Source organism: Nocardiopsis alkaliphila YIM 80379, from assembly GCF_000341005.1.
GTDB classification, from domain to species: Bacteria; Actinomycetota; Actinomycetes; order Streptosporangiales; family Streptosporangiaceae; genus Nocardiopsis; species Nocardiopsis alkaliphila.
In genome coordinates this window covers 1-13339 of record NZ_ANBD01000150.1, presented here as the reverse complement: position 1 = coordinate 13339, position 13339 = coordinate 1, and the positions used below count along the sequence as shown (strand labels likewise).

General features: G+C 67.1%; 13 protein-coding genes and 1 pseudogene. 2 read left to right on the top strand and 12 right to left on the bottom strand.

The window, feature by feature from the left end:
• Positions 1-25: 25 nt before the first annotated feature.
• Positions 26-424, bottom strand: a pseudogene (locus D472_RS28880) (Mov34/MPN/PAD-1 family protein); the annotation flags it as partial.
• Between the two features lie 131 nt (positions 425-555).
• On the opposite strand from D472_RS28880, the gene D472_RS0120930 reads away from it, so the two are divergent.
• Together D472_RS0120930 and D472_RS0120925 are read left to right on the top strand one after the other, a co-directional pair.
• Positions 556-1857 carry a nicotinate phosphoribosyltransferase gene (locus D472_RS0120930; protein ID WP_017606410.1) on the top strand — a complete coding sequence of 434 codons (1302 nt, stop codon included), beginning with the start codon at positions 556-558 and terminating at the stop codon, positions 1855-1857.
• 53 nt (positions 1858-1910) lie between these two features.
• Positions 1911-2483, top strand: a complete 573-nt coding sequence (locus tag D472_RS0120925) for a nicotinamidase (RefSeq protein ID WP_017606409.1) — start codon at positions 1911-1913, stop codon at positions 2481-2483.
• 68 nt (positions 2484-2551) lie between these two features.
• Here the strand turns inward: D472_RS0120925 and D472_RS0120920 are convergent, their stop codons facing one another.
• The 11 genes from D472_RS0120920 to D472_RS26125 all read right to left on the bottom strand — a co-directional run.
• A complete protein-coding gene (locus tag D472_RS0120920; RefSeq protein ID WP_017606408.1) occupies positions 2552-3559 on the bottom strand; it encodes a tryptophan--tRNA ligase in 1008 nt (335 codons plus the stop codon).
• Between the two features lie 68 nt (positions 3560-3627).
• The gene (locus D472_RS26130) at positions 3628-4644 is read right to left on the bottom strand and encodes a zinc metalloprotease (protein ID WP_051046042.1); all 1017 of its coding nucleotides are present in this window, start codon (positions 4642-4644) and stop codon (positions 3628-3630) included.
• Positions 4645-4756: 112 nt separating this feature from the next.
• A complete protein-coding gene (locus D472_RS0120900; protein WP_017606406.1) occupies positions 4757-6484 on the bottom strand; it encodes a DEAD/DEAH box helicase in 1728 nt (575 codons plus the stop codon).
• A gap of 189 nt (positions 6485-6673) precedes the next feature.
• Positions 6674-6922, bottom strand: a complete 249-nt coding sequence (locus tag D472_RS0120890; protein WP_017606404.1) for a hypothetical protein — start codon at positions 6920-6922, stop codon at positions 6674-6676.
• Positions 6923-6936: 14 nt separating this feature from the next.
• A complete protein-coding gene (locus D472_RS0120885) occupies positions 6937-7722 on the bottom strand; it encodes a class E sortase (protein WP_026117924.1) in 786 nt (261 codons plus the stop codon).
• Positions 7723-8250: 528 nt separating this feature from the next.
• Positions 8251-8493 carry a DUF3039 domain-containing protein gene (locus D472_RS0120880; protein ID WP_017606402.1) on the bottom strand — a complete coding sequence of 81 codons (243 nt, stop codon included), beginning with the start codon at positions 8491-8493 and terminating at the stop codon, positions 8251-8253.
• A gap of 79 nt (positions 8494-8572) precedes the next feature.
• Positions 8573-9154, bottom strand: coding sequence for a YqgE/AlgH family protein (locus D472_RS0120875; protein ID WP_017606401.1), 582 nt, complete (start codon positions 9152-9154; stop codon positions 8573-8575).
• Between the two features lie 64 nt (positions 9155-9218).
• Complete coding sequence (locus D472_RS0120870; RefSeq protein WP_017606400.1) at positions 9219-10622, bottom strand: NAD-dependent malic enzyme; 1404 nt, start codon at positions 10620-10622, stop codon at positions 9219-9221.
• 365 nt (positions 10623-10987) lie between these two features.
• Positions 10988-11707 (bottom strand): cytidylate kinase-like family protein, encoded by a 720-nt coding sequence (locus tag D472_RS0120865; protein ID WP_026117923.1) that lies wholly within the window; start codon positions 11705-11707, stop codon positions 10988-10990.
• A gap of 279 nt (positions 11708-11986) precedes the next feature.
• Positions 11987-12934 (bottom strand): tetratricopeptide repeat protein, encoded by a 948-nt coding sequence (locus D472_RS0120860; RefSeq protein WP_017606398.1) that lies wholly within the window; start codon positions 12932-12934, stop codon positions 11987-11989.
• Between the two features lie 90 nt (positions 12935-13024).
• Positions 13025-13339 (bottom strand): methylmalonyl-CoA mutase family protein (locus D472_RS26125; protein WP_033304362.1); only part of this gene is annotated, 315 nt, incomplete at its 5' end.

Sequence of the window (13339 nt, the reverse complement as noted above, 5' to 3'; positions counted from 1 at the left end):
CCTCCCGGCCGCCGTCGGCTTCGAGGATCTCCACCGGCTCCTCGGTGACCTCGCCGTCGATGATCCGGTAGGAGCGAAACTCGACGGTGTCGGGCTCCCGGGTGGAGACGAGGACGTAGTGAGCGCCCGGCTCGGAGGCATAGCCGATGTCGGTGCGCGAGGGGTAGGCCTCGGTCGCGGTGTGGGAGTGATAGATCACGACGGGCTCCTCGTCGCGGTCGTCCATCTCACGCCAGACCTTGAGCTGTTCCATCGAGTCGAAACGGTAGAAGGTCGGCGACCGTTCGGCGTTGAGCATCTCGATGAACCGCTCCGGGCGGTCGGAACCCTCGGGTCCCGCGACGACACCGCACGCCTCGTCGGGGTGGTCACGGCGGGCGTGGGCGACGATCTGGTCGTAGATCGAACGGTCAATCCTCAGCATGGCTCCAGGCTACCCCTCTTTCCTTTTCTACCAACCAAGTGGGTATTGTTGTTCGCCACTCCGGCTCGCACCACACCAACGCAGGTGGGGTGGTCGCCACCCTTGAGACCTCAACACGTAGGCTCGCCCCTATGAGCGAGGACAGCAGCAGCGCGCTGCTCACCGACCACTATGAACTGACGATGCTCCAGGGCGCCCTGCACAGTGGTGCCGCCGCACGCCGGTCGGTGTTCGAGATGTTCGCCCGCCGCCTACCCGAGGGCCGCCGCTACGGGGTGGTCGGGGGCACCGGGCGTTTCTTGGACCTGTTGGAACGCTTCCGCTTCGGGCAGGCCGAACTGGACTTCCTGGCCGACAACGAGGTCGTGGACCAGCCCACCCTGGACTGGCTGGCCGACTACCGCTTCTCCGGAACCGTGTGGGGTTATGGCGAGGGCGAGGCCTACTTCCCCGGTTCGCCGATCCTGGTGGTGGAGGCGACCTTCGCCGAGGCCGTGATCCTGGAGACGCTCGCGTTGTCGGTGTACAACCACGACAGCGCGATCGCCTCCGCGGCCAGCCGCATGTCGGTGGCCGCCGGCGACCGTCCCTTGATCGAGATGGGCTCGCGCCGTACCCATGAACAGGCCGCGGCGGCCGCCGCTCGCGCCGCCTACGTGGCCGGTTTCGCCACCTCCTCCAACCTGGAGGCGGGGCGCTCCTTCGGGGTGCCCACCGGTGGCACCGCGGCGCACGCCTTCACCCTGTTGCACGACAGCGAACAGCACGCGTTCAAGGCACAGATCGAGTCCATGGGAACCGGGACCACCCTGCTGGTGGACACCTATGACGTCGAACGCGCGGTACGGCACGCGGTGGAGTTGGCCGGACCGGGGTTGGGCGCGGTCCGGATCGATTCCGGTGACCTGGCCAAGACCGCTTCCCGGGTACGCGCCCAACTCGACGACCTCGGGGCCACCGATACCCGCATCGTGGTCACCGGCGACCTGGACGAACACTCCATCCAGGCACTCGCGGTGGCACCGGTGGACGGTTACGGAGTGGGTACGTCCCTGGTGACGGGTTCGGGAGCTCCGACCGTGTCCCTGGTGTACAAGCTGGTGGCACGGGCACGCGGGTTGGAGGACGGCTCTCCGCTGGAGCCGGTCGCAAAGCGTTCGGTGGGCAAGCCCAGTCGGGGCGGCCGCAAGTGGGCGGTACGCCGGTTGGACGACCAGGGCGTCGCGTTGGCCGAGGAGGTGTACCCGCACGATCCGGGCGAGGTGATCGGAACGCGCCCGTTGCTACGCCCGTTGGTCGTCGACGGCGAGATCGTGGGGCGCGAGACCGTTCACCAGGCCCGCGAACGGCACCGGGCCACCGTGGCCGAACTTCCGGAACAGGCGTTGCGGATGTCCCGGGGGGAAGCGACGCTGCCGACGGTGTTCCACTGATCCTCGTCCGAAACCAGCCATCCCCGCAAGAGTGAAGGAAAGAGGTGCCGCACATGAGCAGGGCACTGATCGTGGTGGACGTACAGAACGACTTCTGCGAGGGCGGAAGCCTCGGGGTGAACGGTGGGGCCCGGACCGCGGCCGCCGTCACCGAGCACGCCCGCGCGGGCGGTTACGACCACGTGGTCGCCACCCGGGATCACCACATCGACCCGGGGGCGCATTTCTCTCAGACCCCCGACTTCGTGGACAGTTGGCCGCGCCACTGCGTGGTGGGGACCACCGGCGCGGAGTTCCACGCCGACTTCGACGCCTCGGTCGCCGAGGAGGTCTTCAGCAAGGGACAGTACACGGCGGCCTACAGCGGTTTCGAGGGCACCGCTCAGGACGGTGAGACGACCCTGGTCGCGTGGCTGCGCGAACGTGGTGTGGACACCGTGGACGTGGTGGGGATCGCCACCGACCACTGTGTGCGCGCCACCGCGTTGGACGCTCACGGCGCGGGGTTCACGACACGGGTGCTGCTCGGGTTGACGGCGGGGGTCGCCAGGCCCACCGTGGATTCGGCCTTGGAGGAATTGCGCGAGGCGGGCGTGACCCTGGAGGGTGAACCGCTGGTCGGCTGAACCCACGGTGAACGTGAAGGGGGAGGCGACCGGCGAGGTCGCCTCCCCCTTCACGTTCGCTGCCGCCCTTAGGCGATGCCGATGGCGGCGCGGACGTCCTTCAGGACCCGGCGGGCGCGCTCACGGGCACGGTCCAGGCCGGAGGCGAGGATGTCGTCGAGTTCGGTCTCGGAGGCCATGAGCTCCTCGTAGCGGGCGCGTTTGGGACCGAGCTCGGCGTTGACCGCCTCGAACAGTTCCTTCTTCAAGTCGCCCCAGCCCATACCCCCGGCCTCCAGGCGCTTGCGCACCTCGGCGACCTTGTCGGCGTCGGCGAAGTGGGTGAGCAGCTGGAAGGGGACCGAGGAGTCCGGGTCCTTGGGGTCCTCGACCGGTGTGGAGTCGGTGGGGATCCGGTTGATGGCCTTGCGGAGCTTCTTCTCCGGCAGGAACAGCGGGATGTGGTTGTCGTAGGACTTGCTCATCTTGCGGCCGTCGATACCGGGCAGGATGCTCGCGTCGCCGTCGTCGATGACGCCCTTGGGGATCGGGAAGCTGTAGCGGTCCCCGTAGCGGTGGTTGAAGTAGCCGGCGATGTCCGCGGTGTACTCGATGTGTTGGGACTGGTCGCGGCCGACCGGGACCTGGGTGCCCTCCATGATGAGGATGTCCGCGGCCATCAGGACCGGGTAGTTGTACAGCCCCATGTTGACCCCGGCGTCGAGGTCGGTGATCCCCGCCTCGGTGTTGCGGTCGCGGGCGGCCTTGTAGGCGTGCGCGCGGTTCATGAGCCCCTTGGGTGTGAGAGTGCTCAGGATGGTGGTGAGCTCGAAGGTCTCAGGGATGCTGGACTGCCGGTAGAAGACGGTCCGCTCGGGGTCGAGTCCACAGGCCAGCCAGGTGGCAGCGCCCGACCGGATGCTGTGACGGAGTTCGTCCGCGTCCTTGATGATGTTGAGCGCGTGGTAGTCCGCGATGAAGTAGAACGTGTCGTAGCGCTCCGCGGCCGCGAGTGCGGGCTTGATCGCGCCGATGTAGTTGCCCAGGTGGAAGTCGCCGGTGGGCTTGATCCCGGTCAGGTAGGTGTTCGCTGCCATGCGTCCAGCCTAATGGTGCACGCCGCCCGGTTTCCGTCCGGTGCGGCGCTCCACGTCGACGTGGCGGGTCAGACCCGTGGGTCGTCGCGGAAGGCGACCCAGTGTTCGGCCATACGTTGCGCCTGCCCCGGGGTGAAGTGGGTCATGCAGGCGTCGTCGCTGTAGTTCATGAAATTGGTGACGGGGTCCAGGCCCGGGTGTTGGGGACAAGTGTTTCTGCCCACCGGGCAGCCGGAGGCCGACTCGCGTTCGTAGGGGGTGTCGTCCACGTAGTCGCCCGGACTCTGGCAGCCGTTCTGGAAGGTGTGGAACAGCCCCAACCAGTGGCCGATCTCGTGGGTTCCGGTATGTCCCTCGTCGAAGCGTTCGAGTCCTCCGCCGGGCAGGGCCTCGTGCGAGATGGCGACCCCGTCCTGCTCGGGGTTGTGGGCGTAGTTCTGCGGGAAGGTCGAGAAGCCGAGGAGCCCGGGCCCGAGTGCGGCGACGTAGACGTTCAGTGTCTCGGGTCCGCCTTGGCGTAGTCGGGGCCGAATGGTGTCACGGTGGTCTCCGAAGTGATGGAACCAGGTGTCGTTCACGGTGTGGGTGATCTCATCGAGTTCGAAGCGAAAGCCGGTGTCGGTACCCTCCGAACCCTGTGCGAAGTCACCACGGTAGGCCCGATTGAGCACGTCCACCTGTTCATGGATTCGTGCGTCCTCGACTCGGCCACTGCCGTCGCGGGCGGAGATGACGTGGAAGACCACCGGGATGGTCCATGGTGGGGCGATCTCCTCCTCTCGCAGGTGGAGCAGGGCGCCCTGGAGGCGCTCGTCGTGCTCGGCGGCCTCTTCCGGGGTGGGCTCCATACCTTCGGCGGCGGGCACGCCCGGATCGGTCACACGCAGGTCGGTACCGGCGTGCGGCACCGACCCGGGTGGGCAGTACGGTTCCTGGTCGGCCGTCCGTACGGGTGTGTGCGTCGAGGATGACCGGGGCGGCTCCTGCTCCGGGGTACTCGCCACCAGACCGGTCAGTGCGAACGCGCACAGGGTCAGGCCGGACCAGAGCGCGGCTGAACCGCCGCGAGGGCTTCGTCCAATCATCTCACTGAATGTATTTGTTAAATCACCCAGCGTTTGTCCGACTTGCGCAGCCTTGCGCAGTGTTTACCTGATTGTGCTTGCCCGACTTTGATCACGTTCGCCGGACCGGCCCCTACTTCCGTCCGACCGCCCAGGCACGCAGCTTGGCGATTCTCTCTCGGATCTGCGGTGGGGTGGCCTGCGCTACCGGCGGCCCACCACAGGCACGCCGAAGTTCGTTGTGGATGACCCCGTGTGGTTTTCCGGTCCGGTGGTGCCAGGCCCCCACCAGACCGCTGAGCTCCCGACGTAGCTGGGCCAGTACCTCATGGGTGGGTCCCGAGTCCTGCTCCGGTTCCCGGCTCTTGCCCTTGGCCTTGAGTTCACCGGCCTTCAGGTCGGCCTTGCGCTTGCGCAGCAACTGGGAGACCTGTTCGGGATCGAGTAGACCGGGCAACCCGAGGAAGTCCTCCTCCTCGCTGGAGCCCGCCGCACCGCCCCCGTACTCCAGGCCGTCGTAGAGGGCCCGGTCGAACTCGGCGGCCGACTCCATCGTCTCGAAGGGAAGTTCCTCCCCCGCGTCCGGTGAGTCCTTCTTCTTGTTGGCCTCCCGGAGCAGGTCCTCCTCCGGATACCCGTCATCGTTGGGCGTCTTGTCCAAGACGTGGTCGCGCTCGCGCTCCATCTCTCCCGCGTACTCCAAGAGCGTGGGCACCGATGGCAAGAACACCGAGGCCACCTCGCCACGCTTGCGCACCCGCACGAAACGACCGATGGCCTGGGCGAAGAACAACGGGGTACTGGTGGAAGTGGCGTACACGCCCACCATCAGCCGGGGCACGTCCACCCCCTCGGAGACCATCCGCACCGCCACCATCCAGCGGTCGTCACCCGCCGCGAACCGGGAGATCTTCTTGGAGGCCGTCGGATCGTCGGAGAGCACCACGGTGGCGCCCTTGCCGGTGATCTGCCTCAGGATCCGTGAATAGGCGCGGGCGTTCTCGTGATCGCTGGCGATGACCAGCGCACCCGCGTCCGGGTGGGTCTTGCGTACCTCGGTCAACCGCCGATCCGCGGCTTGGAGGACCTTCTTGATCCAGTCGCCCTTGGGGTCGAGCGCGGCCCGCCAGGCCTGGGAGAGCGCGTCCTGGGTAAGGGGTTCACCCAGCCGTGCCGCGAGTTCGTCGCCGGCGCGGGTGCGCCAGCGCATCTCACCGGAGTAGGCCATGAAGATGACGGGGCGCACCACGCCGTCCTCCAGGGCGGGCGCGTATCCATAGCTGTAGTCCCACGAACAACGGCGCACGCCGGCCCCGTCCTGCACGTAGTCCACGAACGGAATGGGGTTGACGTCGGAACGGAAGGGCGTCCCGGTCAACGACAACCGGCGGGTGGCCGGGTCGAACGCTTCGCGTACCGCCTCACCCCAGGACAGGGCGTCGCCGGCGTGGTGCACCTCGTCGAAGATCACCAGGGTCTTACGTGCCTCGGTGCGGTTGCGGTGCAGCATCGGGTGGGCGGCCACCTGCGCGTAGGTGACGGCCACTCCGACGTACTGACGGCCCAGAGCGCCCTGGCCGTTCTTGAAGTCGGGGTCGATGGCGATACCGAACCGAGCGGCCGCCTCGGCCCATTGTTTCTTGAGGTGCTCGGTGGGGCAGACGATGGTGATGGCACGAACGGTGTGCCGATGCAGGAGTTCGCCGGCCAAGGTGAGAGCGAAGGTGGTCTTACCCGCGCCAGGGGTGGCCACCGCGAGGAAGTCACGCGGCTGCCTGCGGAAGTACTCCTCATAGGCCTCCCGCTGCCAGGCCCGAAGGCCGCTCAGGCGATCCTCCGCCGAGGTCTGCGTCACCGTCATTCGTCTCGTCCCCCGTTACTCACCTGCTCGAGGTTAATGGTTGCCCGGAGCCCGGACGGGAGCTCCGGCAGTGGTGCCGCGCACAGCCGGCCACCGTCCCACCACCTCACGACAAGCGGCACGGTGCTCGTGCACCGCGCCGCCAGGTCGTTCGACCGCCGTTCGAAGACCGCTGTCACCTTCCGGTCGTCAGGCCCCCTCATCGGTCTCGATGACTTCTTCCGCCTCGGGCGTCTCCTCGATCCCCGGGTTCTCCCCCGCGGGGTCGTCACCGAAGTTCGAGGTGTCCACCGCGCCGTCGTTGAACGGCATGTGCGGGGAGAGCGCCGGAAAGGCGAAGAACCACAACAGGGCGGCGCCGCCCGCCAGCAGACCCACCGCCATGATGAACTTCGAAGCCCATGGGCCGGGCAGTATCCGCCAGATCAGGCCGTACATTCGCGTCCCCTTCCCTAGGCTTGCGGCGCCATGTGCGCGATGGAGTCCGGCATACCATCGGACTTGGGCGTGGTCTCGGTCAACTCGGCCCAGACGATGAGCCGATGCGTGTTGTTGAGCTTGGGGGCACAGGTGGTGAGGGTGAGCAGTGCCCGACCGGGTTCCTCCTCGGAGGCCTCATCGAAGGGGTCGGGGGTGACCACCCAGAAGTCCTCGGGCAGGACGGTCTCCTCACGGAAGACCTCGTAGGTGTAGAAGTTCTCGCCATCCTCCAAGACCATGACGTCGCCCTCGTCGAGCAGGTCCAGGTCCCAGAACAGGCCAGGGGTGCGGTGCGCGGCCACACCATAGTTGCCCAATTCGCCGGGGGCACTGTCGAACTGGGTGTACCGGCCGGGACTGTAACGGATGTCGTCGGGTTCGGTCCCGTTGACCACCACCCAGTCCAAGTCCAAGTCCGGGACGTAAAGGCGACTATCGGCGCTGCCGGGCAGCGGTTCGGAGTCGGGTCCGCTTTCCTCGGACGCGGCCCAGGCCTCGTCGAGTCCATCCGCCAGGTCCTGCTGTTCGCGATCGGTCTCCCACTGGGATCCGTACACTTCGTAGGCCGCATAGAAGAGCATGAGCAGTCCCGCGGTCAGCAGGATCTCACCGAAGAACCGGACGAACCCACGAACCACGTCCCCAGGGGTGGCCTTGTGTCTACGGGCGCGTCGTCTTCCTCCACTGGAGGAGCGGGGGCGGCGCTCCCCCTCCGGGTAGGGCTCATCTCGCGACTGCCGTTCAGTTGTGGACACCAATACGACCTACTCCTGTGGACGTTTTCGTGTGCACCCGGGTTACCGGAGCGGGGTGAGGAGCGGGCCCCGTACGCGGATGCGGCAGTACTTCGACCTCGTGGCGGTACACGGCGCTGGGCGTCGACGCGGTGAACACGTCGACGGGGGTGCCCCGCGCGGCGTCCTGCCCTTCGGAGAGTACCGCCACACGATGGGCGTACGCGGCTGCAAGCCCCAAATCGTGCAGGACCACGATAACCGCACCACCGTGGGACGCCAGTGTACGCGCGATGGTCGCAGCGGGTTCCTGGTGGCGAATGTCCAGGTCCGCGGTGGGTTCACCCGACATCAGCTCCGGCCCGGCGACCCGACCCTGGCCGTCGCAAGACCAACGGACCCGATCCTGGTGGGAGAACCGGTGCCGTCACCGGTTCCGGTCACGGCACCGCCGAGGCCACTCGGAGATGACCGTCCACGCCCCGGGACGACGAAGGCCTTGGCTCACCACCGGGTGGGTCAAGGCCTTTCTCGTACACGACCGAAGGCCGTCTACTTCATCATCTCCTCGTACGCCTTCTTGCACTCCGGGCACACGGGGAACTTCTTCGGGTCACGGTTGGGGACCCAGACCTTGCCGCACAGCGCGATCACGGGGTCACCGGTCACCGCGCTCTGGGTGATCTTGTCCTTTTGCACGTAGTGGGCGAAGCGCTCGCGATCGCCATCGTCGTGCGAGATGTCCGGCCTGGTCTCGCTGTCCGGAAGAACCTTGTTCAGGACGTCCATCGACATCGTCCTCACACCTTTCAACGTCTGGGTTCCACGGTATAGGGTGCCGCGGCCCGCCTCGCCTTCCTCATCGGAGGAGTCTTCAGTTCATGGTGGGGTCGTCGGGATAGGTTGACAACAACGCCAGCCGACCCCCCTGACGTCGAAGGACCCGCGACCACAAACCTTCCGGGTCACCGCCGAAGAGGTCGTCGGAGAAGGCGTCGACCACGAACCAGGCCCCCTCCTCGATCTCACCGGCCAGTTGGCCCACGCTCCATCCGGCGTACCCCGCGAACACTCGAAGCGCTCCCAGGCAAGAGCCGAGCACCTCGGGCGGGCCGTCCAGGTCCACCAGGCCCACCTCCTCCAGGCCCGTCCCGGGGCGCACGCCCTCCAGCGGGGACCAGCCCGGAGGCGCCTCGTCGGGGATCGCTCTGCCCAATGCGATACCGGAGTCGGTACCGACCGGACCACCTGAGAACATCACCGCCGGAGAACTGGCATAGGTACTCCACGCGGTCACGATCTCCTCCACCGGCAACTCCAGGGGGCGGTTCAGGATCACTCCGAGGGTGCCGTCCGCGGCGTCGTCGACGACGAACACCACCGAACGGCGAAAGGAGTCCTCCTGCAGTAGGGGAGCGGCCACCAACAAGCGGCCGGTCAGAGTCGACTGATCCATGGTCCACCCTTACCCGAAAAGCGATCAGTGGGACGCTCCCTTTCCGGTGAATCGGACCGGCGGGTCAATCCCGTTTCTTGCGACCGCGCTGGGCGGCCTCGCGGACCGCGCCGGCCACGTGGTGGGACAGGTCCGAGTGGAAGACACTCGGGATGATGTAGTTCGGCCCCAATTCGTCCTCGGTGACCACGTCGGCGAGGGCCTCCGCGGCGGCGACCATCATGTCGGAATCGACGTGATGGCTCTGGGCGTCCAGCAGACCACGGAAGAAACCCGGGAAGACCAGGACGTTGTTGATCTGGTTGGGGTAGTCGCTACGGCCGGTGGCGACGACGGAGGCGTGCAGGTGCGCGATGTCCGGATCGACCTCGGGGTCGGGGTTGGCCAGCGCGAAGATGATGGAGTCCTCGTTCATCTCGGCGATGTCCTCACCCTCCAGCAGATTGGGGGCGGAGACACCGATGAACACGTCCGCGCCGGCGACGGCGCCCTTGAGGTCTCCGTCGTACCCGGTGGGGTTGGTGTGCTCCGCGATCCAGCGCAGGTTGTCGTCCAGTCGGTCACGGCCGCCGTGAACGGAGCCGTGCACGTCGTTGACGATGATGTCGCGCGCACCAGCGTGCATGAGCAGCTTGAGGATCGCGGTACCGGCCGCGCCGGCCCCGGACATGACGATGCGCACCTCGGCCAGCTTCTTGCCGACCACGCGCAGGGCGTTGCGCAGAGCGGCCAGGACGACGATGGCGGTGCCGTGCTGGTCGTCGTGGAAGACCGGGATGTCCAGGAGTTCACGCAGGCGGGCCTCGACCTCGAAGCAGCGCGGGGCGGAGATGTCCTCCAGGTTGATGCCACCGAAGCCGGGGGCGAGTACCTGGACCGCACGGACGATCTCGTCGACGTCCTGGGTGTCCAGTGCGATGGGCCAGGCATCGATGTCGGCGAAGCGTTTGAACAGGGCGGCCTTGCCCTCCATGACGGGCATGGCGGCCTCGGGGCCGATGTTGCCCAACCCCAGGACCGCGGAACCATCGGTGACCACGGCGACGCTGTTGCGCTTGATGGTCAGGCGTCGGGCGTCGTCCTTGTTGGCTGCGATGGCCTGGCAGACGCGGGCCACGCCCGGGGTGTAGGCCATGGAGAGTTCGTCACGGTTACGCAGCGGCACCTTGGACTTCATCTCGATCTTGCCGCCCAGGTGCATCAGGAAGGTGCGGTCACTGACCTTGTGGACGACGACCCCGTCGACCGCGCCGAGGGCGTCCACGATGGCCTGGGCGTGTTCGGTGTCCCGTGCGGCGCAGGTGACGTCGATACGGATGCGCTCATGCCCGGCCGCGGCCACGTCCAGGGCGGTGATCATGCCGCCGACCCGCTCCACCGCGTTGGTGAGACTGCCGACAGCGCTGCCTCCGGCGTCCAATTCGAGTCGGACGGTGATGGAGTACGAAACGCTGGGAAGGGTGGCCACGTATTGCTCCTCGGCTCTTGCTGGTGTCATGCGTCCGCGGGGCACACCGGTGGCCCTCCCGTGGACAGTGGGGTCGGGTCCATCGCCTGAACCGGGTGGACGCCCCTACGCTCTCCTGGCTCGCCCCGGTGGGTTCTGGTCGACCTCCGCGCACCGCTCGGGTCCGATCCCGTGACGGCGGCGATCCTGCCGGATTCGCCCGATGATGGGGCGGCCGGAGCGGGTCTCGGTTGTTGATCGGGGGCTGGCTGGGTGCCCACAACCGAGTCGCCTCACCCTACCCGAGTCAAGGGGGTGACGTCAGTACAAGTCAGCAATTAGCTCTTTCAGAAAGAATCTAACTAATTCTTCCCATTGGGGCGGGCTCAAAATTCCTTGTCGCCACCCTGGGCCCGGTCCTTCGCGGCGCGCACCACCACATCCACGCAGGCGTCGGTGGAGAGCGCGGTGGAATCAATGACCAGGTGGTAATGGGCCGCCTCGGTGGGGTCGATCCGGTAGAAACGACGTACGTAGGCGGCACGTGCCCGGTCGTTGGCGTCCAGTACTTTCCCGTTGGGCGGAGCGTTCACCCGGTCTGGTCCGTGGAACTCCACCCGATCGCCGAGCTCCCAGAGCCTTCGGGCCCTGCGCAGGCGGGCCTCCCGGGCTCCGTCCAACCGAACGTGCAGGACATCGGAGTGGTCGGCCAGGACCGCGGCGGCCGCGCGACCCAGAATCACCCCGCCGGTGCGGGCCACCTCACGTATGACCCGTTCGGTCTGTTCGACGAACTCGTGGTCGTAGAGCAGACGCCCCTCGGCGTTGGTGGTACCGATGTAGGTGGTGTCGACGCTGCCGAGGGTGACGGTGGGCAACCGGGCGGCACTGACCAAAAGCCGTTCCAGGCCGCTGGGTGCCCGATCGTCGCGCTGGAGGGCCTCGTCGAGTGAGCACCCGATCCGAGCGGCCACCGCGGTGGGCAGCGCGCGGTCGAGGAAGGGAACGTCGAGCCGGGCGGCGACGGCCGGCCCGATCATGCTTCCTCCCGCACCGTAGGTGGCCGAGATCGTGACCACGGGGGCCCTTCCAGGCCGGGAGGACACGCGTCCGGGTGGCTGTTGGGGTGACACGTCGTTCGTCGCCATGGGCCGCCTACCGATTCACCGTACGGACCGCGTTCTCGAGCGGACCGCTGTAGTGGATCCTTACCCGGCGTGATGCCGGACATCCCGCTCATCCTCAAAACGGCAAATACTTGCTGTTTTGCCACCCCAAGGAGAAAACGGGGGAAGAACCGGCCGGTGACCGTTCGGCGAAACACTGGAACGATCACCGGCCGACGTGCTCCGCTTCCACGTGGCGGTTGGCTCGAAGCGAATGGCTCAGAACAGGGCCGAGGTGAGCTTGCGGCGTGCCGCGTTCACCCGAGGATCGCCCGGGGGCAGCAGGTCGAACAGGGCCAACAGGTGCTCACGGGCCTTGTCGCGCTCCTCTTCCGAGGTGCGCTTGACCGTCGCGATGAGCCGGTCGAAGGCCTCCTCGAACTTGCCGCCGTACATATCGATGTCGGCCACGGTGATCTGCGCGTCGACGTCGTCGGGGCGGTCGGAGGCGACCTGGCGCGCAGCGGGACCGTCCACGTCCTGGAGACGTCCGATCAGCCGGATCTGTGCCAGTTTGATCTTGGCCTCGGCGTTCTTGGAGTCCGCGGCCAGGGCCTTCTCGAACACCGCGGCGGCCGCTTCGAAGTCACCGCGTTCCAGGGCGGCCTGGGCCTCGGCGTCGACGGGGTCGGCTTCTGCTTCGGGAGCGGACTCCTCCTCGGGCGTCGCGGAGGGGTCACCATCGACCGTGCCGGGATGTCCGGGCGGAAGCATGCCTTGCTGGGCGAGGGCACCGAAGACCTGGGTGAGGCCCTCACGCAACTGTTCTTCGGTCGCCGGCCCCTGCATCAGGGGCATGACCTGACCCTGAATGGCGATGATGATGGTCGGGGCGCCCTGCACCCGCAGCGCCTGAACCAGTTGCGGGCTCGCCTCACTGTCGATCTTGCCCAAGAGCCAGTTGCCGCCGGAACCCTTGGAGAGCTTGTCCAAGGCGGTCTCGACCTGCTTGGACTGCTCGGACCAGCCCGCCAGGACCGCCAGCACGACCGGGGCGGACAGGGATCGTTCCAGGACCTGCTGGAAGTTGGCCTCGTCGACGTTGACGGCGTAGGGATTGGTACGACCGGCCGACTCCTCGGCACGCTGCTTGGCCTCGCGTTCCAAGGCCGCCTTGCGTGCCCCGAGGTCGACCGCACTGTTCGGTGAAAAGTCCGAAGGCTGCATACTCCCTATCCTGCCCCATCCCGGGAAGGCGCGGGCACTTCCGCGGCCTCCCCGGGACCGGGTCCGCTCAGGGCTTGCTCCGGGCTCGCCTCAAAACTGCGGATCCTCCGTGTAGGTACCGAACTCCTCCCCCATCGTGGCGCAGATCTCGCCAAGGGTGGCCTCGGCTCGAGCGGCGTCCATGATGATCGGGATGAGGTTGCCCTCGTTCGCGCGAACGGCCTCCAGCAAGCGGGTCAGGGAGCGTTCGACCTCGGCTTGGTCCCGGGCGGCCTTGCGGTCGCTCAGGACACGTTTTTGCTCATGCTCGACCTCATGACTGATCTTGAGGATGTCGAGTTCACCGGAAACGGTGTTGGTGTGGCAGTTGACGCCGACGATGCGTTTGTCACCCTTCTCCAGGGC